Genomic DNA, 23,213 nt, shown 5'->3' with positions numbered 1-23,213 from the left:
CGATCGGCACCCGCTCAGCCCGCCTGGTCGGAGGCGGCCAGCTGCTTCACCACCTCGTCCACGGTGATCGAGCCGCTGAGCAGTTGCTGGGAGAGCCGTCCCATCAGGTCGATGGTCTTGGAGGAGAGCGCCACGTGCAGGGCCGGCTTGCCACCGCGCAGGGCCGAGACGATGCCGGCGACGGCCGGGCCGCCCTGGGAGACGTCGATGGTGGTGTCGGCGGCGATCGCCCCGGCGTCGGCGTAGAAGGCCTTGAGCGCCTCGGTCGAGGTCAGGGAGCGCACCAGGTCGGCGGCCACCTCGGGGTCCTTCGTCCACTTGGCGACCGCGTACCCGATGCCGCCGTCGTAGGCCAGGCTGGGGGTGGTGCCCTCGGTGACCACCGGGGCGCTCATCACCCCGAGGTCGTCGGGGGTGAGGAACTCGTTGAAGTCCTTCCAGTGCCCCACGTCGGACATCAGCCCGATGATGTGGGCCGCCTTACCGGACTGGAAGATCGCGAAGGAGTCGTTGAACATGGCGGTGGAGTTGGCCCCGTCGTTGTTCAGGCCCGCCTTGCCTGCCTCCTGCCAGAGGGCGAAGACCCGCTTGACGTTCGGCGAGTTCCAGTCCCGCTTGCCGGCGATCCAGTCGTCGTACTCCTGGGCGGTCAGGATGCCGGAGCCCAGGGCCGAGAGCCAGAACTGGATGCCGGCACCCTCCTTGTTGCCCAGGGCGAAGCACTTGGCCCCGGCCCGGGTGATGGCCGCGCAGTCGGCGAGGAACCTGCTCCAGGTGGTGGCCGGGGTCGCCGGGTCCAGCCCGGCCTTGGTGTAGAGGGCCTTGTTGTAGTAGATGGGGTGGCCCTGGAGGGTGACCGGGGCGGCGTAGGTCCTGCCGTCGGCGGTGAAGGCCTCCCAGCCGGCCAGTCGCTGCTTGTCCTCGGCCACCTGCTCGTCCAGTGGCACCAGGGCGTCGACCCGGTCCCGGATCTGACCGCCGCCGTTGAACAGCATGACGTCCGGGCCCCTGCCGGCCTGGATCGCCGCACCGAGCAGGGTGTAGTACTGGTCGAAGGGCTGCGCGACGAACTCCACGCTCACCCCGGGGTGCTTGCGGGCGAAGTCGGCCTTGGCCTTGTCGAGGTACTGGGCGGCGGATGCCTCGCCGGACTTCCAGTCCCACACCACCAGCCTGTCCGCCGAGCCGCCGGAGGAGTTGCCCGGCCCGCCGGCGCTTCCGCAGCCCGCCATCGTCACCAGTCCGACAACGAGGGCGGCCGACCATAACGCGCGCTGTTTCATCGTTGTTCACCTCTGCACGGGGAGGGCCGGCGGACCGGCCGCCATGCCGACAATCGATCGATGGAACGTAACTCGTATGACGTCTGACGGTCAACTGGCGAGACGTACACTGATCTCCTCGGACGTCGTGCCACGGCAGAGCAAATCGGAGGGGACATGACGCCACCGCAGGAGACGACCCTTGACGGCCTGGCCAGCCCGGCCTGGGTCCGGCGACCCACGAACCTCGCCAGGGCGGTCACTGCCGAGTTGGTGCAACGCATCGTCCGTGGGGTACACCCCTCCGGCACGGCCCTGCCGCCCGAACCGGTGCTCTGCGAGACCTTCTCGGTGAGCCGGACGGTCGTCCGGGAGGCGGTCAAGATCCTCCAGGAGAAGGGCCTGGTGCAGGTCCGTCAGGGTGCCGGCACCATGGTCACCCCCCAGTCGATGTGGGACATGCTGGACGAACTCGTGCTGGCGGCCACCATCGCCGAGGACGACAGCCTGGCCATCCTGGACGACCTCGTGGTCACCCGGCGGCTGCTGGAATCGGACATGGCTCATGTCGCCGCCCGACTGGCCGACCCGGAGACCCTCGACCGGCTCCGCGCCCTGGTGGACCGGATGGATGAGCTGGTCGACGACCAGGTCGCCTATCACGACCACGACCGGGCCTTCCACGACGTGGTGATGCAGGCCTCCGGCAACCGCATCGCCCGTGGGGTCGTACGGTCGTTGGAGAGCCAGGTGGTCAACACCGCGCGCTACCTGGGTCGGACCCAGCGTTCACTGTGTGTGGCCTCCAATCGGGGGCACCGCCGCATCTACGAACGGATCGCCGCCCGCGATCCCGAGGGGGCCGCCGAGGCGATGTTCACCCACATCACCGAGGCGTGGCTGGTCCGCCGCAAGGGCTCCGGCAAGGCGACCCGCCTTCAGCGATGACCACCCGCCGGGCCGCCGCCACCCGGTGTCGTACGGGTGGCGACGGCTGACCGGCGCGGGTCAGGAGAACTGGGCGAAGAACCGCCAGATCTCACCCTTGGTCCAGGTGGTGACCCCGCTTTCGGCGTACGTGCCGTCCACCGGGCCGGGCATGTGCCCGTTGTCGAAGGCGGCCCACTGCACCGGGTAGCCCGCCCGGCAACCCGAGTAGGCGGTGGTGATGTGGGTACGGCTGCCCGCTCCCGGCTCCGGCGGGTTCTGGGCGTTGCAACCGTTGTTGCGGACGAAGGTGTCGCGTAGCGACCGTCCCTGGCCGATGCTCAGCACGTTGTCGGAGATGCCGTGCAACCCGAAGTAGGCGATCGGCTGGTTACCACCGGCACAGCCGCTGATCTGCCCACCGGCGATCACCGCGACCGCCCGGAAGACGTCGGCCCGGGCACAGGCCAGGGCGTAGCTCATGCCGCCGCCCCAACTGAAGCCGAGGGCGAAGCGCTGCCTCGGGTTGACGCAGAGGCTGCTCTCGATCCGCCGGATCATGTCGTCGACGAAGACGACGTCCTCGCCGCCGGCGTTGCCCCACCCGTTGCCGAGCCCCTGCGGTGCCACCAGGATCGCGGTGTTGTTCGACTGCTCCTGCTGACCGTAGTACGACCAGGCGGCGCCGCTGGTCCCACCCGAGGAGACGTCCTGCATGGTGCCACCACGCCAGTGGAACCCGAAGATCAACCGGTAGGGGTTGTTCTGGTTGTAGTTGGCCGGTACCCGCAGGATGAACGACCGACTCTTGCCGCCGCTGGAGATCGTGTGGGTGCCGCTGGACAGGGTGGGCGCCTTGCCGCAGCCCGTGCCGCCGGTGGGCGGTGGTGGGGTGGTTCCCCCGCCGTCGACCCGGACGAGCTGCCACTGCTGGTTGGTGCCGTTCCAGTCGGCGTACTGCACGATGTTGCCGCCGTCGGCGGTCGAGGCCCCCTGCACCTCCACGGCCTTGTTGCTGTGCCGGCTGACCAGCCGGACGTGACCGCCGTCGGAGTCGGCCAGCCGGAACTGCTGGTTGGTCCCGTTGTGATCGGTCCACTGCACGATCGCGGCCCCGTCGGCGGTCGACCAGTTGTAGACGTCCAGGACCTTGCCGGAGTGCCGGGACTTGAGCCGGTAGAACCCGCCCCCGGAGTCCACGAACTGCCACTGCTGGTTGGCGCCGTTGTTGCGGGTCCACTGGCTGATCCGGGCGCCGTCGGCGGTCGACGAGGCGTACAGGTCCAGGGCTTTGCCGCTGTTGCGGTTCACCAGGACGTACCAGGCGTTGGTGTCCACCGTGGCCGCGGCGGCCGGGGTGGCGTGCACCGCGACGAGGGTGCCGGCGGCCAGGACGGCGGCGGACAACGCCGCCAGTCCTGACCGCCATCTCCGGCGCGGTGGAGAGGCGGGACGGGCCTCACCGATGACCTTCATGGCCGACTCCTTCGATCGGGGTTTCACTCGGGGCGTGCGCCCGAGGGTGCCCGGCCGGGCCGGCATCCGGTGGTGGCGCCGGCCGGGCAATCCAGCCATCGAAAGTTAACTATCAATACGTCATACGTCAAACGACAGAGGTCTATCCAGTGGAATGGGTGCGGCGGGCGGTCCGCTGGGGTCGCAGCGGTGCTGACCGGGCCTGGGGGGCGCCAGGGGTGGCCTCGCCGTTCCACCGGCGAGGCCATCCGCTGTCATCCGGTCAGCGTTGCAGGGTCAGTACGCCCGGACGGTAGGGCAGCAGGCCGTAGTCGCCGCCGGAGTTGGGGGCTCGGCCCTGGTAGAGCAGTTGCAGGTTGCAGGGGTCGATGGTCATGGTCTGGTCGGCGTTGCTGCGGATGAGCTCGCCGTGGCTGATGTCGTTGGTCCAGGTGGCGTTGCTGTTGGCCTTACCGGCGAAGGGGTTGCTCTCGCTGGTGGCCTGGGGGGTCCAGGTGCCGCCGAGGCTGGTGGCGGTGAAGGACCGGAAGTAGCGGCCCTGCGAACCGATGGCCTCGACGATCATCAGGTACCGGTTCTGGCCCTGAAGCTTGTACACCTGCACACCCTCGAACAGGTTGTTCGTGGTGTCGGTCATGATCGTGGTGTAGTTCGACCCGAAGCTGCCCGGGAAGTTCCCGATCGGCATGCTCGCCCGGTAGATCCGACCGTTGTCCCCGGCGAAGAACAGATACATGTTCTGGTCGTCACCGATCAACGCCTGATCGATCGGCCCGGTACCCGAGTTCGAGATCGACCCGGTGAACAACGTCTGCGCCGACGACCAACTGTTCACATTCGTCGGGTTCGTCGAGGTCCGGTACGAGAACGCCGGCCCACCCCACTGGTAGGCCAGGACCCAGATGTTGCGCGGGGCGAAGTAGAACAACGAGGGAGCGACCGCCGCGAACGGCATCTGGTTCTGGCTGGCCGAACCCATCTGGTTCCAGTTCGAGAACAGACCGAAGTTCATCGAACCCCACGTCGTACCCGTGTCATGGGTGGTGGCGTAGACCAGGTGCTGACCGTTGTACGGGGCGTGGGTGAAGTCCTTCAACGACACCCAACCCGCCCGAGGCTGCGCCAAGGCACCCGTCGAGGACCACCGGTACGACGACGGCAGGTTGCAGGTGCCGGTCGGCGGCGGGGTGGTGGGGGTCGGGTCGGGGTTGTTGCCCCCGTCGACGCGGACGAGCTGCCACTGCTGGTTGGCGCCGTTCCAGTCGTCGTACTGCACGATGTTGCCGCCGTCGGCGGTCGAGGCGCCCTGCACCTCCACGGCCTTGTTGCTGTGTCGGCTGATCAGCCGCACGTGGCCACCGTCGGAGTCGGCCAACCGGAACTGCTGGTTCGTCCCGTTGTGGTCGGTCCACTGCACGATGCTGCCACCGTTGGCGGTCGACCAGTTGTAGATGTCGAGCACCTTGCCGGACAGCCGCGACTTCAGCCGGTAGTAGCCACCACCCGAGTCGACGAACTGCCACTGCTGCTGGTTGCCGTTGTTGCGCGTCCACTGGGTGATCCGCGCGCCGTCGCTGGTGGCCAGGTTGTAGACGTCCAGGGCCTTGCCACTGTTGCGGTTGAGCAGCACGTACCACGCGTTCGTGTCGACCGTCGCCGCAGCGGCCGGGGTCGACACCACCGCCACGGCGGCGACACCGCCCATCAGCGCCGCCACGCCGGCCGCGGCCATGCGCAGCAGCCGCCGTCGACTCCGACCCGGGGGTGGCGCAAGCAATGACGATCTACCCAAGGTAGACATGTTCCTCCTTCAAGATGACCAGGACCCGAACGGCCCACCCGGCAGGGGTGCACCGCGATGCACACAGTCCATCGACAGACCGATGGTGTTAGCGCTAACACCGGCGTCCGCATGCCCTGGCGCACGCCGCAACCAAGATCGGACGCAACAGACCTGCCCGGCCAGCCTCCGGCGTCGTCACCCTTGAACATCGAATGTGGGCGATAACATGCCGTTCGTCAAGTCGTAACTTCCCAGTTTCATCGATTCACCTGACACGGGCGCCGACCACCCCGCCAGCCGCTGATCGTCACCGCATCGGCGCCACCGGCCCGCCCGTCCGGCCGAGGGAAGGACCACCCCGTGGCAGGCGGATGAGGACGCTAACATCGGCGCCCACGAGGGTTGCGGCGCCAGGAGGGCTGATTCTGCCCTGACCTAGGAGCAGCAGACAGGAGCACCGAGGGCAAGCCCCAATTTCGGTGAGTTGCTTCACAAAGCGGGGTCTGACCCAAAGATACCGACAGGGGTGTCGGTATCTTTGTCGACATGCTGTCGGCTACCTATCGGATTCGGTGAGCCCATGTTCCTCGCCATACGCGAACTTACTTTCGCCCGTGGACGATTCGCCCTGATGGGCGTCGTCGTCGCCCTCATCGCGATTCTCACCGTGCTGTTGAGCGGACTCTCGGTCGGGTTGGTCAACGACGGAGTCTCCGGCCTGAAACGCCTCCCGGTAACCTCGCTGGCCTTCCAGCACGAGGTCGCCAAGGACTCGGCCTTCTCACGCAGCGTCGTGGAGACCAGCGCCGTGGACACCTGGGCGGCCCAGGAGGGTGTTGCCGAGGCGGCACCGCTGGGCAACACCCTGGCCAACGGCCGGACCAACCAGGGGGTCGAGGTCGACCTGGCCCTCTTCGGGGTCGAGGTCGGTTCCTTCCTGGACCCGGCCGTGGCCGAGGGCCAGCGCCTGGCCGGTGAAGGCGAGGTGGTGATCAGCGGAACCGCCGCCGAACTGGGCGTCTCGGTCGGCGACACCATCACCCTGGACCCCGCCGGCACCCCCCTGAAGGTGGTAGGCATCCTCGCCGACCAGCACACCTTCGGCCATGTCGACATCGGCTACCTTCCGCTGCGTACCTGGCAGGAGGTGAAGGCCGGGGTCCGGGCAGGTGACGCCGCCCCGGATCGCATCTACAACGAGATCACCGCGGTCGCGGTCCGCGGCGCTGACGGCGCCGACGTCGATCTGTCGGCCGGGGACAAGGCCGCCGGCACCACCTCGATGACCCTGGAGCAGTCCTTCGGTGCCTCGCCGGGCTACACCGCCGAGACCTCCACCCTCCAGTTGATCCAGGTCTTCCTCTACGCCATCTCGGCCCTCGTGGTGGGCGCGTTCTTCACGGTGCTCACCGTGCAACGCAAGCAGGAGATCGCCGTGATCCGGGCCCTCGGTGCCAGCACCCGCTACCTCCTTCGGGACAGCCTGATGCAGTCGGTGGTGCTCCTCGTCCTCTCCGCCGGGGTCGGCGTCGGCATCGGCGTGGCAGCCGGAGCCGCCATCTCGGCCACCCCCATGCCGTTCGCGCTGGAGGCCGCTCCCATCGCCGTGGCCACCGTGCTGCTGCTCGTCCTGGGCGTCGTCGGTGCCACCGTGGCCGTCCTGCGCATCACTCGCGTCGACCCGCTCACCGCGCTCGGAGGCAACCGATGACCGCCGTCCTGTCCCTGTCCGACGTCACCCTGGTCCACGGCGACGGCGAAGACACCGTCACCGCCCTCGACAAGGTCAACCTGGATGTCGCCGCCGGAGAGATGGTCGCCATCGTCGGCCCCTCCGGCGCGGGCAAGTCCAGCCTGCTGGCGGTCTGCGGGGCCCTGATCAGCCCCACCTCGGGCACGATCAAGCTCGACGACCTGGACCTCAGCACGCAGTCCCCGCGCCGGCTGACCGCGATCCGTCGCGAGCGGATCGGCTTCGTGTTCCAGAGCGGCAACCTGATCCCCTCCCTGACCAGCCTCGACCAGGTACGGCTGCCGCTGACCTTCGGCAAGGTGGCCAACCCCCGCGATCCGCGGGAGCTGCTGGCCGAGGTCGGCATGTCACACAAGGCGGACCGGCGGCCCCACCAGCTCTCCGGCGGTGAGCGGCAGCGGGTGGGCATCGCCCGGGCCCTCGTCACCCGCCCGCAGCTGCTCCTGGTGGACGAGCCGACCGCGGCGCTGGACCGTCAGCGCAGCCAGGACGTCGTCGCCCTGCTGGCCCGGGAGGCGCACGACCACGGGGTGGCCACCGTCATGGTCACCCACGACCACGAGGTGCTGCACCACTGCGACCGGGTGCTTGAGATGATCGACGGCAGGCTACAGCCCGCCGAGAACACCGCCGCGGTCTGACCCTCACCCACCCGATCAACTGCCGACGAGGAGGAGCGCGTGCCGCGGATTCAGGCGGCCAGCGTCGCCGAGCACCACGCCCGGCAACGGCGGGCCCTACTGGACGCCGCACGCGCCCTGCTCGCGGAGACCGGGCAGGCGCCCTCCATGGCGGCGGTCGGGCGGCACGCCGGGCTGGCCCGTACCAGTGTCTACCAGTACTTCGCCTCTGCGGAGGAACTTCTCGCCGCCGTCGTGGCGGACGTGTTCCCGGCCTGGGCCGGTCGGGTCCTGGCGCGGGTGGCGGCGGAGCCGACCGCGGCCTCACGGGTGTGGGCGTACGTGGTGGCGAATGTCGAACTGTTCGCCGGCCCCGAGCAGGCGGTGGCCCGGGCCCTGACCCGGGCGGTGGAGCCGCGCCTGTTGCAGGGCCCGATCGAGCAGTTCCACGCCCAACTCCAGGGGCCCCTGCGGCAGGCGCTCACCGACCTGGGCGAGCCGGAGCCGGAGATCATGGCCAAGCTCATCGACTCCCTCATCGTGCGCGCCTGCCAGGAGGTCGGCTCCACCCCCCGGACCCAGGCGACGGAGGTCGCCGGCGACACCCTGGCCCGGTTACGTCGACTGCTCGGCCCGTACCTGGGGCTGAGCCCGCAGGTCTGACCCGCGGGCTCAGCGACCCGGGTCAGAGCAGGAGCAGCAGGGCCGACCCGACCGCCACCGCCGGAATGGTGGTGATGACGGTGGCCATCAGCGCGGAGTGCCGCCGCAGGGCGGCGAGCGGGATCAAGGCGTCGCCGTCCTGGCTGATCGCGTTGGCCACCAGGGTCGGCAGCGGCAGCCCGCCGCTGACGTACAGGCCGGTGAAGACGATCTGCACCGCGCAGCCCGGGATCAGGCCGATGCCGGCACCTACCAGCACTCCCAGCAGCCCGCCGAGGGCGATCTGCGAACCGTCGAACCCGGTGGTGCTGGTGACCACCTGCCAGGCCAGGTAGGCCACCGCCACCCAGACGGTGATGAAGGACGCCTCATGGGCGCTGTGCCGCATGGTCGCGCCGATCGACCGGGGATGGGCGGTCTCCAGGCTGTCGTCCGCCAGCCGCCCCCGACCGGCGGCGAAGATCAGGGTCGCCAGCATGGTGCCGAGCACACCGAGGGCCAGGTACGGGTCGACACCGCCGAGGGCCCGGGTCAACACCGCCGGATCGACCAGTTGAAACAGCACCGGCACCGACACGACGAAGGCCGGCGCGGTCAGTCCCCAGAAGGCCGTGGAGGCCGGCACCTGCGACAGCACGCCGCCGAACATCCGGCGCGAACCGGCCAGGTCGGGTACGGCTGCGGCGGCCAGGACACCCCCCGGCCCGGCGGACCCCACCGGCGCGGGTGCCGGAGCCGACCCCACCGGGGTGGGCACCACGGCAGCACCGACCGGGGTGGGCACCGCGTCGGGCCTGCGGCGTACCCCCCGCGCCGGATCGATGCCGAGGGCGTCCACCACGTACCCGGTGACCAGGCCGACCGCGAACAGCAGCGTGTGAATCTTGAGGGCGAACATCGGATTCCAGGCCATCACCACCCACGAGGAATCCCCCATGGTCGCGACCAGGGCGGCGATCACCGTACCGAAGGACACCTTGCCCCGGGCGTACAGCGGCATCAGGATGATCGCGCCGCCGCAGCCCGGACTCACCCCCAGCAGCGCCCCGACCAGGGGTCCTAGTCGGCGATGCCGGGTCAACCCGTCGGTGACCCGGTCCCCGTACCGCCAGCGCAGCCAGCCGAAGAGCGCCACCATCACGGCGACGTAGACACCCACCTGCATGAACGCGTCGGCGAGCGGACGCAGGACGATTTCGGTCACGGGACACCTCCAGGCGGCGGACGGCCCGCAGGCGATGCTCTGCTTCAGGCCGCAGCAGGTACGCCAGGGCACTTCCCCGGAGGCTGACCCTTATGGGCCATTCGGCGACCCCCTCGGGTCATCCGGTGCCACCGGAATCCGTCGGTACGGCCCCTCACCTTCGGTGCGAATGCGCATGATGGTCTGGTAACCGGGAAGGAGCGAACATGTCACACTGTTCCCCCATCCGGGTGGTGGTCATCGACGGCCAGCCGATCTCCGCGCGCGGCCTCGAACTGCTACTTCCCGCCGCTACGGATGGACGGGCACAGGTGGTGGGTTCCACCGCGGACGCTGCGGCGGCGGCCTCGCTGGTCCGCCGCTGCGTACCCGACCTGGCCCTGGTCGACCTGCACCTGCCGGCCCCGGGTGGGGTCCGGGCCATCGCCGCGATCCGGCGAACCACCCCCCAGGTACGGGTGGTGGCGATGTCGGACGCCGACGACACGAGTTCCCCGCTCCAGGCGCTGGAGGCCGGGGCGGAGGCGTACGTGCCCAAGAGCGCCGAGCCGGAGACCCTGCTACCCCCCTTGTTGGCCGTCCTCCAGGGGTGGGCGGTGCTGCCCACCCACCTGCTGAGCGCGTTGCTTCGACCCGCCCGATTCCCGCCGGTCAGCCTCGACGAGGCGGAACGCGTCCTGCTGCGGTCCATCGCCGCCGGTTGCAGCACCTTGGAGATCGCCGACCAGATGCACGTCTCCGACCGCACCGTGAAACGGATGTCCGCCGCACTGCTGCGCAAGTTGCGGGTCTCCAACCGGGCCCAAGCCGCAGCACTGGCGGGCCATGCGGGGCTGCTCGACAGCTGAACAGATCACTGCTCAGGGTCGTCGGTACGCGGCCGGGCACCCGCGATGAAGGTGTCCAGCGCCGGACCGTGCAGCAGACCGCCGGGCAGCGGATCACGCAGTGCCCGTACCGCCAGGCGCGCCAGGGGTAGTCGGTCAGGGCGCAGCGCCGCCACGAGCACCACGTTGCCGTACCGCCGGCCACGCAGCATCCGTCGGTCGGCGACGACACACACCTCGGCGAAGACCGCCCGCAGCGTGGCCGCCTGCACCCGGGTGAGCACCAGCGGCGGCAGGTCGGTCACGTTGACCAGGTAGATGCCGTCCGGTCGCAGCACCCGGGCCACCTCGGCGGCGAACGCCGTCGTCGTCACATGCGGCGGCATCCGAGCCGCCCGGTAGATGTCGGCGAGCACCAGGTCGTACGCCTCGGTAGGGGCGGCGACGACCGCCTCCCGGGCGTCGGCTACCCGGACCTCGATCCCGGCCGGGGTGGGGGGTAACTCCCGGGCCACCAGGTCGACCACCGCCGGATCCCGCTCGATGACCGTCTGGATCGAGCCGGGCCGGGTGGCAGCCAGGTAGCGGGGCAGGGTCAGGGCACCGCCCCCGAGGTGCAGCACCTCCAGCGGCTGCCCGCCAGGCACGGCGAGATCGGCCACTGCGGCCATCCGACGGACGTACTCGAAGTGCAGGTACCCGGGATCTTCAAGATCCACGTACGACTGCTCGACTCCACCCGCCAGCAGGGTCCGCCCGGTGGGCCGGGCAGGGTCGACGACCAGTTCCAGACGGTCCTCGGCTGCCCCCATGGCCAGGCAGGTTAACCGATCCGCGGCCCTGGTCGTCCGGGCGGATCGGTGCGGGGGGTCACCGCCGCAGCACCCCCAGCTTGGCCTTGAGCCCCTTGCCGGGGCAATCGGACCCGGCGGCCACCCGGCGCAGCAGTTCGCGCAGGGTGTCCCGCTCGACCGGGGAGAGGTTGGCGAAGAGTTCGTCCTCGACCTCGGCGAAGGTGGCGTCCAGGGTCTTCAGGGTACGACCGCCGCTGGGGGTGATCTCGACGATGTGCCGACGCCGGTCGGAGGGGTCGCGACGCCGGCAGATCAGCTCGGCGTGCTCCAGCTCGTTGAGGATCGTCACGAGCACACTCGGGTCGACCTCCAGCAGATCGACCAGGACCTGCTGACAGGCCGGCTCGGACTCCAGATAGGTCAGCACGATGGCGTGCCGGGGGGTCAGTCGGTTGGCGCCGAGCGCCGCGCGCAGCCGAGCGTCGGTGAGCGAGCCACGTTTGGCCAACAGCAGGCTCAGTCGGCTCGTCGGGTCGGCCCGGCCGGATCTTTCCATGTCAAGCACGGTAACAGGGTCCGTACTACCCAACCAAGCTAACTATTGATATGGTTCAACGACCAAAAACGCTCGATAATGGAGAGTCATGAACATTGCCTACATTGTCACCGCGATCCTGGTGTCCGCCTTGCTGGTGTTCACCGCGCGCAACAAGCTGGTCCGGCAGAAGGACGTGGTCGAGACCCTGGAGCGGGTCGGGGTTCCGGAGCGGATGTTCCCGGTGCTCGCGGCCCTCCAGTTACTCGGTGCGGCCGGCCTGCTGATCGGGATCTTCATCCGTCCCCTCGGCATCGCCGCAGCCATCGGTGTGGTGCTGTTCTTCCTCGGTGCGGTCATCTCTCACCTGCGGGCCAACGACGCCAAGAACGCCCCCATGCCGGCGGTGTTCACCGTGCTCTCCGCCGCTCCGCTCGTGCTGGGCCTGGCCACCGTCTGAGCCTCCTGCCGAGGACTCGCCAGTGGGCGCCGGTGCCGGCCGGCGCCCCGGGGGACTCCCGTACCGATCCGGCGCCGTCGGCCGGCTCCGGCCGACGCCGACCCGGTGTCATCCGTGCCCGAACCGGAAGCCGACCCCCCGTACGGTGATCACCCAACTACTGGCGCCGAGCTTGCTCCGCAGCGTGCCGACATGCGTGTCGACCGTCCGCCGCGACCACGAGTCACCCCAGATCTCAAGGGTCAGGCGCTTGCGCGGAATGACCGTGTCCGGGTGCGAGGCAAGCAGGTGCAGCAGGTCGAACTCCTTGCGGGTCAGGTCTACCCGGCGACCGGCGAGCCGGACCTGCCGGGCGTTGACGTCGATCTCCAGTGGCCCGTGGCAGATCGTGCGGGCGGCCTGGGACCGGGACCGGAGACGGCGCATGACCGCATCCATCCGGGCCAGCAGTTCGCGGAATCCGTACGGCTTTACCAGGTAGTCGTCCGCGCCCGCCTGGAGCCCGAGCACCCGGTCGAGTTCCGCGCCACGGGCGGTGACGGCGATGATCGGTGTGTCGCAGGCAGATCGGATGCCTCGGCACACCTCCAACCCGTCCAGATCCGGCAGCTCCAGGTCGAGCAGCACGATGTCCGCCTCGTCGTACGCCTGCAGGGCGGCCACTCCGGTCTCCACACTCGACACCTCATGACCGTGCCGGCGCAGTCCGCGCGCCAGCGTCTCGGCCTCGGCCACGTTGCTCTCCACCACCAGCACTCTTCGATGAGTCATTTGGCTGGCCAGACCGCGCCGACCCTCCGGCTGGTCCCCCTCCGCCAGGACCAGCGTTTCCCCACCACATGCACATCGTTTTTCGAGTTCGAGACCGTTCGACGAGTGCTGCATTTCTCCCTCAACCAAGTCATTCTAGGGTTCGTGGAAGTTGCTCCGACCGTACCGACGACAACGGGAACTTGTCAATTACGTTTGTCGATTAACGGACATTGCCTGATCCAACAATCCCAGCATCGATGATCTGCGGCGAATGATTCCGCTTGAACTGCTGATACGCGGGCGGGCGAGGACAACTGACACATACGTACTACAAGCGCAATGTAAATTCCCTGTTGCGCACGTCCGACCCGATGCTGAGGGTTGCCGTTAGCCGCCATTCCTTCGCGTGGGATTTGCGCAACACGGTCGCCCCATTCAACGCCACGCCATCGCCTGCACACCCCCGCCGGACCCGACCGGGCACCCGGACGGCCTGACCGCCGGCCACGACCCGGCCCTGCCGGGGCGAGGGCAGGCAAGGTCAGTTGGCGACGTACGCCGTTCGGCGCCGCAGGTCGTCCCGGTCCACCGTGTCGATCAGCGAGGTGGCCAGGTCGGCGTAGGTCAGGGTGCGGGCCTTCGGCAGTGGCTGCCCGGAGCTGATTCGGTAGCTGCCCACCGGCGGCTTCTCCAGCAGCCGCGGCGGACGCAGCGAGGTCCAGTCCACGCTGCTGCCGGCCAGCAACGCCTCCATCCGCCGCATGTCCTGGTACGTCGCCCCGAAGAAGCGTTCCAGGATCGGCATGACGACATACCGATCGAAGGCCGGGTGGTCCTCACGGGGACCGACCGGTGCGGCGGAGATCACCACGATGCGCTTGACGTCCTGTAGGCCCATCGCGTACAGCAGGTTGGCGGTCCCCTGTGAGTAGGTCACCGTCGCCGCACGTGAGGTACCGATACCGAGCGCGGAGATGACCGCGTCCGCCCCGGACAGTGCCTCGACCACCCGGTCCCGGTTCAGCACGTCCACCTCAACGGCGCTCAACCGCTCGTCGCGCGACGAGGGTTGCTGCCGCTGGCGGGCCAGGGCGGTGACCCCGTACCCACGGGCCAGTGCCTGCTCGACCACCAGACGTCCGGTCCGGCCATTCGCTCCCACAACGGCGATTCTCATGGCACTCCGATCTCATGGCACGCAACAAGTAATGGCTTCACTTCGGGCACCATCCATCGCTTCGGCGCGACGAATACCACTGGACGGGTACGCGGTATCAGAAGCCCGGAAACGTCTTGCGCAGGTCGTCGAGGGTCGGACTGGTGGTGTCGAGCGAGATCCCCGGTGGGGTGTGTTCCGGTGCGAGTCGTCCGGCAGTCAGCCGCAGAAAGGCCTCCGCCGGAATGCTCAACACCGGCGCGGAGTCCGCAGGCGGGTCCACCAGGCTCACCGTCTCGCCCAGATCGAGGCCGAACAGCCGATCCGGGTCGGTGGTCCGGACGGTCAGCGCCCTGCGGTCAGCGTCGAGCGCCTCGGTGCGCCCGATCCAGCCGATGAGCAACCGCAGCGGCTCGAAGAGGAAGTCCACCGCCTCCGGCGCCAGGGTGGCCGCGGGGTCGGACACCACCGCGATGTCCCAGGCGTGCAGGGTGAACTCGTTGAGCCGCAGGGATGCCAGGGTGAGCACGTCCACCGGCTCGGGCAGGAAGCCCAGGTCCACCCGCAGGTGATCACGCTGCGAGCGGTCGAGCCCTTCGAACCGGCCCACCAGGGCTTCGTTGGAGGCGACGAATTCGTCCGCCTGCTCCTGGGGGGTCCGGGCGTTCCACCGGTCCCAGACCGACTCCCGGAAGTCGGGCTCAGGTTTCTCCGCCTCGCCCAGGGCGGCCTCCAACCAGGCGAGCATGATCTCCGCACCGCTACCCAGGTGGCTCAGCACGTCGGCGATCGTCCACTCGCTCGCCGCTGACCGGCCGGTGAGTTCCGGTTCCGCCATCGGCGCGGTCAGCCGCACGAGACTCTGCTGCCCGGTGCGCAGCGCGGCGATCGCCTGATCGACCTGCCCGGTCACGGCTGGTACGGGTTGTCGGTCCGCGCGTCCAGCAGGGCCTCGCCCCACCAGCCGAGCTGATCGAGCAGCTCCTTGGCGGCCACCTGGGTGGGCTCCGGCTCCACCAGGGTGCCGTCCTCCTGGAACAGTTCCCAGTAGTTGGCGAAGCTGACGCTGTTGCGGACGGTTACCGCGTGCATCTCGGCGAAGATCAGTCGGAGTTGCTCGACCGCCCGCAGGCCACCGGACATCCCGCCGTAGGAGACGAACCCGACCGGCTTGGCCCGCCATTCGGTGTAGTGCCAGTCGATCAGAGCTTTGATCGATGCCGGGAAGCTGTGGTTGTACTCCGGGGTCACGACGATGAAGGCGTCCGCCTCGTCGAGCGCTGCGGTGAGCTCGCGCATCGCGGCCGGCCGGCTGTCCGTGGTGGCGATGGCCGGCGGCTCCGGCCCCAGTACGAGCGGCAGGTCGACCTCGGCCAGGTCGATCAGGTTCACCTTGAACTTGCCGTGCTGCTGAGCCTGCTCGGCGATCCAGCTAGCGACGACCGGGCCGAAGCGGGCCTCCCGGACACTGCCGACGATGATCGCTAGTTTCAACGTTTTGCCTGACATGGTCGTCCCCCTCATATGGCCCTGCTGGCGACGTGCACCAATCAGCCTGCCCCTACACGCCTCGCCCCCCGCATTCTGCGGACCGGTTACAGGGTCGAACCAGGCCCGGCTGAGACTGGCACTGACAGGGCGACCTTGACACCGCCACCGGCACCGCTGGCATGGAATTGACATCGGCCCGACGAAAGTTCGCCAAGACTTGAAGATCGCGGCCTTGACCGTCCCGAGGGCTCCCCCGAAAACTGGTACCGGCACATTCTATCGGTCGCCGCCGGTATGCCAACCGTTTCGCCCCTATTCATTTCTCAAGTCTCGCATTGCGCGTTCCGCCACCGTAGTCCGATAACCCGGAAGGCTGCTCGATGTGACTGTCACGACCGTAACTCCCACATCCGACGTCGACCTTTACTCCGACGAATCCGTGCTGGATCCGTACGACAATTACCAGGCGCTGCGGGACCTCGGCTCGGCGGTCTGGTTGAGCAGGTACCAGGTGTGGGCGATGGGCCGGCACGCCGATGTCTACGCCGCCCTGCACGACTACGAGACCTTCTCCTCCGGGTCCGGGGTCGGACTGAGCGATGAACTCAACCGGGTGATGGCCGGCGGCACCATCGGCAGCGACCCGCCGGACCACGACCGACTTCGCCGGGTCATCGGGCGGCAACTCACCCCCAAGGCCCTGCGCCAGCACCAGGATCACGTGCAGCACAAGGCCAAGGTGCTGGTCGAGGAGTTGGTCGAGCGCGGCTCCTTCGACGCGGTCCCCGAATTCGCGCAGAAGTTCCCCGTCTCGATGGTCCCGGACCTGCTCGGCTGGCCCGAGGACGAGACCGGCAACCTGCTCGCCTGGGCCTCCGCCGGCTTCAACGCCCTGGGGCCGATGAACGAGCGCACCATGGCCGGCTTCCCGGTGCTGAAGAACCTGTGGGAGTTCCTCGACCAGCTAGCCACCACGCGCAACCTGCGACCGGACAGCTGGGGGGCCAACCTGGTGGCCGCGGTCGACTCCGGCGAGATCGAGGCCGACAAGCTGTCGGTGCTGCTCGGCGACTTCCTGGTGCCGTCGCTGGACACCACGGTCAGCGCCCTGGCCAGCGCCATCTGGCTGTTCGGGAACAACCCGGAGCAGTGGCGGAAGGTCCGTGAGGACCCCTCGCTCATCACGGCCGCGTTCAACGAGGTGGTCCGGCTGGAGACCCCGGCCCGGGGGTTCTGCCGGCTGGTCACCAAGGACCACGAGATGCCCGACGGTACGACCCTGCCGGCCGGTGCCCGACTGTTCCTGCTGTACGCCTCGGCCAACCGGGACGAGCGGGTCTTCACCGATCCGGACGTCTTCGACGTCACCCGACACAACGTGGCCAGCCACCTGGCCTTCGGGCACGGCATCCACGGCTGCGTCGGCCAGGGGCTGGCCCGGCTGGAGGCGCACGCGCTGCTGCGTGAACTCGCCGCCCGGGTCGAGCACATCGAGGTCGGGGAGGCGACCTGGCGCCGCCACAACACCATCCGCGGCCTGGCGGCGCTGCCCACGACGCTGCACACCTGACAGTTCCCGAACTTCCACTTGGCGAGGGTGGTCCTGATGCGCATAACTGTTGACCGCGACCGGTGCGAGGGGCACGGCGTGTGCGAGAGCGCCGCCCCGGAACTGTTCCTCATCGACGACGAGGGGGACCTGGTCTTCCACTTCGAGGATCGGGAGATCCCCGAGGAACAGCGAGCCCCGGGGACGAACGCCGTACTGACCTGTCCGGTCGCCGCGCTCAAGCTGGAGGGCTGACGCCATGTCGGCCAGCGCACCGCAATCGGTGTTCCGTCCTGCGTCCGCGCGTACCCTCGACCTGATCGCCCGGCTCAACCGGGAGCAGCGCTGCAACTTCCTGATGGCGAGCAACTACGTCAACCCGTCGGCGGCCAAGCTCGGCTACCTGCTGGACGACCTGGTGCCGGTCGGGCCACGCGGCCCACGGGTCACCTATCTGCTCAGTTCCGGCCTAGAGGCGCTGTCCGCGGCGATCAAGCTGGTTCGGCACACCGCCGTCCGGGACGGGCGGGACGACGGCGGCTGGGTCCTGCTGCTCGACCCGAGCCAGCGGTACCAGGACTTCATGGACCCCCTCGGTACGGGTACGGACGCCGCGCTGATCCCACACGTGGTCAGCGCGGCGAGCGCCGAGGAGGCGGATCACCGGTACCCGGGTACCCCCTGGGCGGGGGTGATCGTGTTCCGGGAGCCGAACACCGACCTGACCGACCCCCGGCTGCGTGAGCTGCTGCGCGGCTGTCGGCAGGGCGGCGGAATGGTCGTGCTGTCCTGCATCGACCTGGAGTTGACCGGGCCGGACACTTTCGCCAACCCGGTCGAGGCGGACGCGGTGGTGTTCGGCGAGACCCTGGCCGACCGGCAGGTGCCCTTCGGCGCACTGACCATGGCCGACGAGGCGCAGAAGATCTGGCGCAACCACACCGACTGTTTCGCGCACACCTCCACCTACGGCGGCAACGTGGTCTGCGCCGAACTGGTGCTGGAGGTGCTGGACCAGGCCGGGGTGGTCAGTGATCGGCACCGGAAGGTGATGGCCGAGATCGAGGCCGATCCGGCGATCACTGTGGAGTACTGGGGTCGGCACATCAACCCGACCGTCGCCGACATGGCCAAGACCTTCAACCTGAATGTGGACGTGCGCCGCGCCGCCGGAGGACGGCTCACCGTCGGCGCGGGCCGAGACGTGATCGACTGTGCCGGCGGATTCGGCAGCAACCTACGCGGCCACAACCCGCCCGACCTGGTGCCCGAGGTGCTCCAGCGGCACGACCCGGACCACGACTACTTCGTCGACCTGGAACGGAAGCTGGCCGAGTTGACCGGGCTGGCCCACGGCTTCCCCTCGGTCAGCGGGGCCATCGGCAATCACCTGGCGGTGACCCTGGCCGCCCTGGCCCGGCCGTCCCGGCGGACCGTGCTGACCTTCCGGGGCAACTACGGCGGCAAGACCCTGTTCTCGCTCAACCTCAGCAAGTACGGCCCGCAGAAGACGGAGTCGGTGGCGGACGCCTTCCGGCCGTACTACGCGAAGCTGGTCTATCTGGACCCCTTCGCGCCGGACGCGGTGGCCCAGTTCGAGCGGGTGGCCGGCGAGGACGACCTGGCCCTGGTGTGGTTCGAGTTGATCCAGGGTGCCTCCTGCCAGATGCTGCCCACCGAACTGCTGGCCGCGATCGACCGGCTGCGGGAGGAACGCGGGTACCTGGTCGGGGTGGACGAGGTACTCACCGGCGGGTGGCGCAGCGGCACCCACTACCTGGCCCACCAGGACGTGATGCGACGGGCCGACGTGGTCAGCCTGGGCAAGACGATCAGCGACATGACCATGCCGGCGGCTGCGGTGATGGTCGACGCCGAGGTGTACCAGCGGGCCAACGAGACCGACCCGGAGCATGTGGCCCGGCTGCGGTACGCCCACCATCACAATCTCGGCGCGCACATCTCGGTACACGCCCTGGAGGCGATGGACCCGGAGACGGTGGCCGGTCACCAGCAGGCGTACGCCGAACTGCGTACCGCCCTGGATGCGATCTGCCGGGAGTCCAAGGTGCTCGGCCCGGTCGCCGGTCGGGCCGCCCACATGCGGTTGACCATGGCCGGTCGAGGGTTGTCCTTCCCGCAGGGCTCGGTCCCGCACACCCTGCTCACCCTGGCCCTGGCTGACCTGATCTTCCAGCGCGGCAACGTGTACGTGCCGCTGCTGGCGATCCGGCACCGGGTGGCGGCCGACCCCCTGGACCTCAAGGATCTGGCGGCCCGGATCGAGGTCGGGGTCCGGGGCCTGACCCCACCGATGATCTACCGGCATGCCCTGGGCTGTCTGCTCGGCCAGAAGTCGGCGCTGCTCGGCCGCCTGCTCAAGGGCCGAGGAGCGACCTCGCAGGTGCGGGCCGCCAGCACTCAGGGTGCCTCACTCACCCACTCCTGACCCCCCGGTGACCCGCCGGGCGCCGCCGGCGGGAACCGGGCCACGAACCACGGCAGAGCCCGGCCCGACCCCGCAATCGAAGCTCGACACAAGGAGGGCGTACCTGTCATGCAGGTCGAGACCAGCGACATCACACCGGCCATGCAGGTGCTCAAACTGGCCACCGCCAGCTGGATGGCCTCGGCGGTGAGCGCCGCCGCCGAGCTGGGGGTGGCCGACCACCTGGGCTCCGGTGCCCGGACGGTGCGGGAACTCGCCGAGGCGGTCGGCGCGCACGAGCAGACCCTGTACCGGCTGCTGCGGGCCTGCGCCGACGCCGGCCTGTTCCAGGAGTCACCCGGTCGGACCTTCGCCCTCACCGAGGTCGGCGACGCGCTGCGCAGCGACTCACCGCACTCGCTGCGCAACTTCGCCCGCTGGGTGGCCCTGCCGGCCGACCGGCACACCTGGGACGGCCTGGCGAAGACCGTGCGTACCGGCCAGCCGGCGTTCGTCGACGTGCACGGGGTCGAGGTGTGGGAGCACTTCCGGGACAACCCGGAGGTGGCCGAGATCTTCGACAACGCGATGTCCGAACTGTCCCGTCAGGTGATCGCGCCGACCGTGGCCGCGTACGACTTCAGTGGTTTTCGCCGGATCGTCGATGTCGGCGGCGGTCACGGCACCCTGCTCGCGCAGGTCCTCACTGCCGTGCCGACCGCCCGTGGAGTGTTGTTCGACCAACCCGAGGTCATCGAGGGGGCCGGGGCGCCCCTGGAGGGGGCCGGGGTACGCGACCGGGCGGAACTCGTCGCCGGCGACTTCTTCCAGGCGGTACCCGCCGACGGCGACGCGTACGTGCTGTCGAACATCATCCACGACTGGGACGACGAGCCCTCCCGCCAGATCCTGACCAACATCCGCAACGTGATGGCCCCGGACGCCCGGGTGCTGCTGATCGAGGCGGTGCTGCCGGACGACACCAGCCCTTCACTGACGGTGAAGCTGATGGACCTGGACATGCTCGTGATCAGTGGCGGTCACCAACGCAGCGGCGCCCAGTTCGACGCGCTGTTCCAGAAGGTCGGGCTGAAGCTGTCGCGAATCGTCAGCGGGGGCCTGTGCAGCGTCGTCGAGGCCACCCGGGCCTGAGGGCCGGGGAGCAACGGAGCCCTCAGGGCACCAGGAGAGGAAAGTCGAGATGCCGTTCATCAGGGCCGGAGACGGGTACCTGGCCGTCTTCAACATGTTCACCTGCGACAACGCCGAGGAGCAGGAGCGGATCGTCGACGAGATGAAGGCGATCGTCGACAGCGCCGACTACCCCGGCTGGGTCTCCTCGACCGTGCACGGGGCGGTCGACTCGCCCGGTACCGCGAACTACGTGCAGTGGCGCAGCCTGGCCGATCTGGAGGCACGCTACGCCGGGGCCAAGTACCAGCAGGGCGTGGTGCCGCTGTTCCAGCAGATCGCCACCTCGGTACGACTGCTCAAGACCGAGGCGGTCTTCGTTCAGCATCACCAGGACCAGGACCACATCGAGATCGGCCCGCACCGCGACGACCACACCGTGATCATCGTGATGGAGTGTGCGCCGGAGAACCAGCAGGCCCTGGTGGACGCCCTGGGGCAGCGTGACGAGTGGCTGATGACCGTGCCGGGATACCGCGCGCACGCGATCTGCCGGGGCATCGACGGGACCTTCATCATCTTGTACGCCCAGTGGGAGAGCAAGGAGCACTACGACGCCTTCCACCACCTGCCCGAGTCGCAGCGTCCGGAGCAGGTGCAGCGCATCCGGGCATTCACCGACACCATCATCACCGAACGCCGGGCGAACACGTACCGGCCCGTGCATTCCCGGTCTGCGGCCCCGGCCGCCCAGGTCGGCTGAGGAGGACCGATGACCCGCGCCACCAACGAGGCCACCCTTGACAAGGCGATCGAGGCGATCAACGCCGGTGACGTCGAGACCGGGGTGAACCTGCTGTTCGCCGAGGAGGCCGTGGACCACGACCCGGCCCCGGGGCAGGGACCGGGCCGTGCCGGGTTCCTAGCCTTCTTCCGTACCCTCAGTACCGCCTTTCCGGACCTGCGCCTTGAGCGGCGGCACCTGACCGCTGACGACGACCACGTGTCGATGGCCTTCACCGTGTCCGGTACCCACGAGGGCGACTTCAACGGGGTGGGCCCCTCCGGCCGGGCCTTCAAGGTCAGCGGGGTGGAGATCTTCCGGTTCGTCGACGGCCAGGTGGTCGAACGGTGGGGGCTCACGGACGACATGAGCCTCCTCATCCAACTCGGCCTGCTCTCCCTGCCCGAGCACTAGTGGACAGCCCGGGTCTCGTCGTTGTCGGGGCGTCCCTCGCCGGCCTGCGGGCCGTCGAGGCGGCCCGGCTGAAGGGCTACACCGGGCCGGTCACCCTGATCGGTGCCGAACCCCATCTGCCGTACGACCGGCCGCCGCTGTCCAAGGAGTTCCTGGACGGCCCGGAGGAACCCGAGCCGCCGTACTTCCGGACCGCGGAGTCGCTGCGTACCGACCTCGGGGTCGACCTGCGGCTGGGCGCACCGGCGACGGCCCTGGACCCGCAGGGACGGACGGTCACCGTGGCCGGCGCCCCGATCCGGTACGAGGCGCTGGTGCTGGCCACCGGGGCGCAGGCCCGGCCGCTGCCCGGCACGGTCGGGATGGCCGGGGTCCACACCCTGCGCGGGCTGGATGATGCGCGGGCGATCCGATCGCAGTTGGTGCCGGGCATCCGGATGGTGGTGGTCGGGGCCGGGTTCATCGGCGCCGAGATCGCCTGCGCCGCCCGGCGACGGTCGGTCGCGGCGACCGTGGTGGAGGCCGCACCGGCACCCCTGTCCCGGGCGGTCGGGGCCGACCTCGGCCCGGTTCTCGGCGAGGTGCTCCGCCGGCACGGCGTGGATCTGCGGTGCGGCGGGCAGGTGGCGGAACTCGTCGGCGGGGACCGGGTCCGGGCGGTGCGGCTGGCCGACGGCACGGAGCTACCGGCCGACCTGGTCGTGGTCGGCATCGGCGCGGTACCGGCCACCGACTGGCTTGTCGACTCCGGGTTGAAGTTGGACGCCGGGGTGGTCTGCGACGAGACCCTCTGCGCCGGTTTCGAGGGGGTGTACGCCGCCGGCGATGTGGTGCGCTGGTTCAACCCGGCCTTCGGGCAGGCCATGCGGCTGGAGAACTGGACCACGGCGGCCGAGCAGGCGGCGGTCGCGGCCCACAACGCGTTGACCCCGGGCGATCCCCGACCCTGTGCCACCGTGCCGTACTTCTGGTCGGACTGGAACGCGGACCGGGTGCAGTTCGTCGGGCTGCCCGACGGCGAGGAGGTCGCCTTCGTGCAGGGTGGTCCGGACAGCGGGTCCTTCCTCGCGCTGTACCGCCGTGGCGACCGGGTGATCGGCGCCCTGGGCCTCAACCAGCGGCGCGCGGTGATCCGGTTGCGAAGCGCCATCGGGCGCGGCGTCGGCTGGGACGACACCGTAGCAGCGCTGCGTGGCTAGCCCT

At 69.3% G+C, this 23,213-nt stretch carries 23 protein-coding genes; 13 read left to right on the top strand and 10 right to left on the bottom strand.

The window, feature by feature from the left end; translation table 11 throughout:
• Window positions 1-14 precede the first annotated feature (14 nt).
• Window positions 15-1,283 (bottom strand): ABC transporter substrate-binding protein, encoded by a 1,269-nt coding sequence (locus ACLQ2T_RS14905; protein WP_425766711.1) that lies wholly within the window; start codon window positions 1,281-1,283, stop codon window positions 15-17.
• Between the two features lie 156 nt (window positions 1,284-1,439).
• Between ACLQ2T_RS14905 and ACLQ2T_RS14900 the strand changes: the two genes are divergently transcribed.
• Window positions 1,440-2,210, top strand: a complete 771-nt coding sequence (locus tag ACLQ2T_RS14900) for a FadR/GntR family transcriptional regulator (protein ID WP_425766710.1) — start codon at window positions 1,440-1,442, stop codon at window positions 2,208-2,210.
• 60 nt (window positions 2,211-2,270) lie between these two features.
• Here the strand turns inward: ACLQ2T_RS14900 and ACLQ2T_RS14895 are convergent, their stop codons facing one another.
• A complete protein-coding gene (locus tag ACLQ2T_RS14895; protein WP_425766709.1) occupies window positions 2,271-3,665 on the bottom strand; it encodes an RICIN domain-containing protein in 1,395 nt (464 codons plus the stop codon).
• 262 nt (window positions 3,666-3,927) lie between these two features.
• Window positions 3,928-5,466 (bottom strand): non-reducing end alpha-L-arabinofuranosidase family hydrolase, encoded by a 1,539-nt coding sequence (locus tag ACLQ2T_RS14890; RefSeq protein WP_425766708.1) that lies wholly within the window; start codon window positions 5,464-5,466, stop codon window positions 3,928-3,930.
• 613 nt (window positions 5,467-6,079) lie between these two features.
• On the opposite strand from ACLQ2T_RS14890, the gene ACLQ2T_RS14885 reads away from it, so the two are divergent.
• Genes ACLQ2T_RS14885 through ACLQ2T_RS14875 form a run of 3 tightly spaced genes read left to right on the top strand, consistent with a single transcriptional unit; the run spans window position 6,080 to window position 8,484 of the window.
• Complete coding sequence (locus ACLQ2T_RS14885; RefSeq protein ID WP_425766707.1) at window positions 6,080-7,159, top strand: ABC transporter permease; 1,080 nt, start codon at window positions 6,080-6,082, stop codon at window positions 7,157-7,159.
• A complete protein-coding gene (locus tag ACLQ2T_RS14880; protein ID WP_425766706.1) occupies window positions 7,156-7,842 on the top strand; it encodes an ABC transporter ATP-binding protein in 687 nt (228 codons plus the stop codon). The genes ACLQ2T_RS14885 and ACLQ2T_RS14880 overlap by 4 nt, the downstream gene beginning before the upstream one ends.
• Window positions 7,843-7,881: 39 nt before the next feature.
• The gene (locus ACLQ2T_RS14875; RefSeq protein WP_425766705.1) at window positions 7,882-8,484 is read left to right on the top strand and encodes a TetR/AcrR family transcriptional regulator; all 603 of its coding nucleotides are present in this window, start codon (window positions 7,882-7,884) and stop codon (window positions 8,482-8,484) included.
• Between the two features lie 22 nt (window positions 8,485-8,506).
• On the opposite strand, the gene ACLQ2T_RS14870 is transcribed toward ACLQ2T_RS14875, so the two are convergent.
• Entirely contained in the window at window positions 8,507-9,688 is a 1,182-nt protein-coding gene (locus tag ACLQ2T_RS14870) for a putative manganese transporter (protein WP_425766704.1), read from the bottom strand.
• A 206-nt stretch (window positions 9,689-9,894) separates the two neighbouring features.
• On the opposite strand from ACLQ2T_RS14870, the gene ACLQ2T_RS14865 reads away from it, so the two are divergent.
• A complete protein-coding gene (locus ACLQ2T_RS14865) occupies window positions 9,895-10,536 on the top strand; it encodes a response regulator (protein ID WP_425766703.1) in 642 nt (213 codons plus the stop codon).
• 5 nt (window positions 10,537-10,541) lie between these two features.
• On the opposite strand, the gene ACLQ2T_RS14860 is transcribed toward ACLQ2T_RS14865, so the two are convergent.
• Window positions 10,542-11,327, bottom strand: coding sequence for a spermidine synthase (locus ACLQ2T_RS14860; protein WP_425766702.1), 786 nt, complete (start codon window positions 11,325-11,327; stop codon window positions 10,542-10,544).
• Between the two features lie 58 nt (window positions 11,328-11,385).
• Window positions 11,386-11,865, bottom strand: a complete 480-nt coding sequence (locus ACLQ2T_RS14855) for a MarR family winged helix-turn-helix transcriptional regulator (protein WP_425766701.1) — start codon at window positions 11,863-11,865, stop codon at window positions 11,386-11,388.
• Between the two features lie 88 nt (window positions 11,866-11,953).
• Between ACLQ2T_RS14855 and ACLQ2T_RS14850 the strand changes: the two genes are divergently transcribed.
• A complete protein-coding gene (locus ACLQ2T_RS14850) occupies window positions 11,954-12,304 on the top strand; it encodes a DoxX family protein (protein WP_425766700.1) in 351 nt (116 codons plus the stop codon).
• A gap of 108 nt (window positions 12,305-12,412) precedes the next feature.
• On the opposite strand, the gene ACLQ2T_RS14845 is transcribed toward ACLQ2T_RS14850, so the two are convergent.
• From ACLQ2T_RS14845 to ACLQ2T_RS14830, 4 genes are all read right to left on the bottom strand, one after another.
• On the bottom strand, window positions 12,413-13,075 hold the full coding sequence (locus tag ACLQ2T_RS14845) for a response regulator transcription factor (RefSeq protein ID WP_425766699.1): 663 nt from the start codon (window positions 13,073-13,075) through the stop codon (window positions 12,413-12,415).
• Between the two features lie 523 nt (window positions 13,076-13,598).
• Window positions 13,599-14,234, bottom strand: coding sequence for an NAD(P)-dependent oxidoreductase (locus ACLQ2T_RS14840; RefSeq protein ID WP_425766698.1), 636 nt, complete (start codon window positions 14,232-14,234; stop codon window positions 13,599-13,601).
• 97 nt (window positions 14,235-14,331) lie between these two features.
• Window positions 14,332-15,126, bottom strand: a complete 795-nt coding sequence (locus ACLQ2T_RS14835) for a maleylpyruvate isomerase family mycothiol-dependent enzyme (protein ID WP_425766697.1) — start codon at window positions 15,124-15,126, stop codon at window positions 14,332-14,334.
• Entirely contained in the window at window positions 15,123-15,707 is a 585-nt protein-coding gene (locus ACLQ2T_RS14830) for an NADPH-dependent FMN reductase (RefSeq protein WP_425766696.1), read from the bottom strand. The genes ACLQ2T_RS14835 and ACLQ2T_RS14830 overlap by 4 nt, the downstream gene beginning before the upstream one ends.
• 379 nt (window positions 15,708-16,086) lie before the next feature.
• Here ACLQ2T_RS14830 and ACLQ2T_RS14825 point away from each other — a divergent pair, with 379 nt between their 5' ends.
• The 7 genes from ACLQ2T_RS14825 (at window position 16,087) to ACLQ2T_RS14795 (ending at window position 23,209) form a co-directional block, all read left to right on the top strand.
• Window positions 16,087-17,274, top strand: a complete 1,188-nt coding sequence (locus ACLQ2T_RS14825) for a cytochrome P450 (protein ID WP_425766695.1) — start codon at window positions 16,087-16,089, stop codon at window positions 17,272-17,274.
• Window positions 17,275-17,310: 36 nt separating this feature from the next.
• On the top strand, window positions 17,311-17,508 hold the full coding sequence (locus tag ACLQ2T_RS14820; RefSeq protein WP_425766694.1) for a ferredoxin: 198 nt from the start codon (window positions 17,311-17,313) through the stop codon (window positions 17,506-17,508).
• A gap of 28 nt (window positions 17,509-17,536) precedes the next feature.
• Entirely contained in the window at window positions 17,537-19,702 is a 2,166-nt protein-coding gene (locus ACLQ2T_RS14815) for an aminotransferase class III-fold pyridoxal phosphate-dependent enzyme (protein ID WP_425766692.1), read from the top strand.
• Between the two features lie 108 nt (window positions 19,703-19,810).
• The gene (locus ACLQ2T_RS14810; protein WP_425766691.1) at window positions 19,811-20,833 is read left to right on the top strand and encodes a methyltransferase; all 1,023 of its coding nucleotides are present in this window, start codon (window positions 19,811-19,813) and stop codon (window positions 20,831-20,833) included.
• A gap of 49 nt (window positions 20,834-20,882) precedes the next feature.
• Window positions 20,883-21,575 carry an antibiotic biosynthesis monooxygenase family protein gene (locus ACLQ2T_RS14805; RefSeq protein ID WP_425766690.1) on the top strand — a complete coding sequence of 231 codons (693 nt, stop codon included), beginning with the start codon at window positions 20,883-20,885 and terminating at the stop codon, window positions 21,573-21,575.
• 9 nt (window positions 21,576-21,584) lie between these two features.
• Window positions 21,585-22,010, top strand: coding sequence for an ester cyclase (locus ACLQ2T_RS14800; protein WP_425766689.1), 426 nt, complete (start codon window positions 21,585-21,587; stop codon window positions 22,008-22,010).
• The gene (locus ACLQ2T_RS14795; RefSeq protein WP_425766687.1) at window positions 22,010-23,209 is read left to right on the top strand and encodes an NAD(P)/FAD-dependent oxidoreductase; all 1,200 of its coding nucleotides are present in this window, start codon (window positions 22,010-22,012) and stop codon (window positions 23,207-23,209) included. The genes ACLQ2T_RS14800 and ACLQ2T_RS14795 overlap by 1 nt, the downstream gene beginning before the upstream one ends.
• Window positions 23,210-23,213 lie beyond the last annotated feature (4 nt).

It is taken from the genome of Micromonospora sp. DT229, from assembly GCF_049844505.1.
Taxonomy (GTDB): domain Bacteria; phylum Actinomycetota; class Actinomycetes; order Mycobacteriales; family Micromonosporaceae; genus Micromonospora.
Note: the sequence above shows the minus strand (reverse complement) of the source record. Positions and strands in the feature narration are given on the sequence as shown.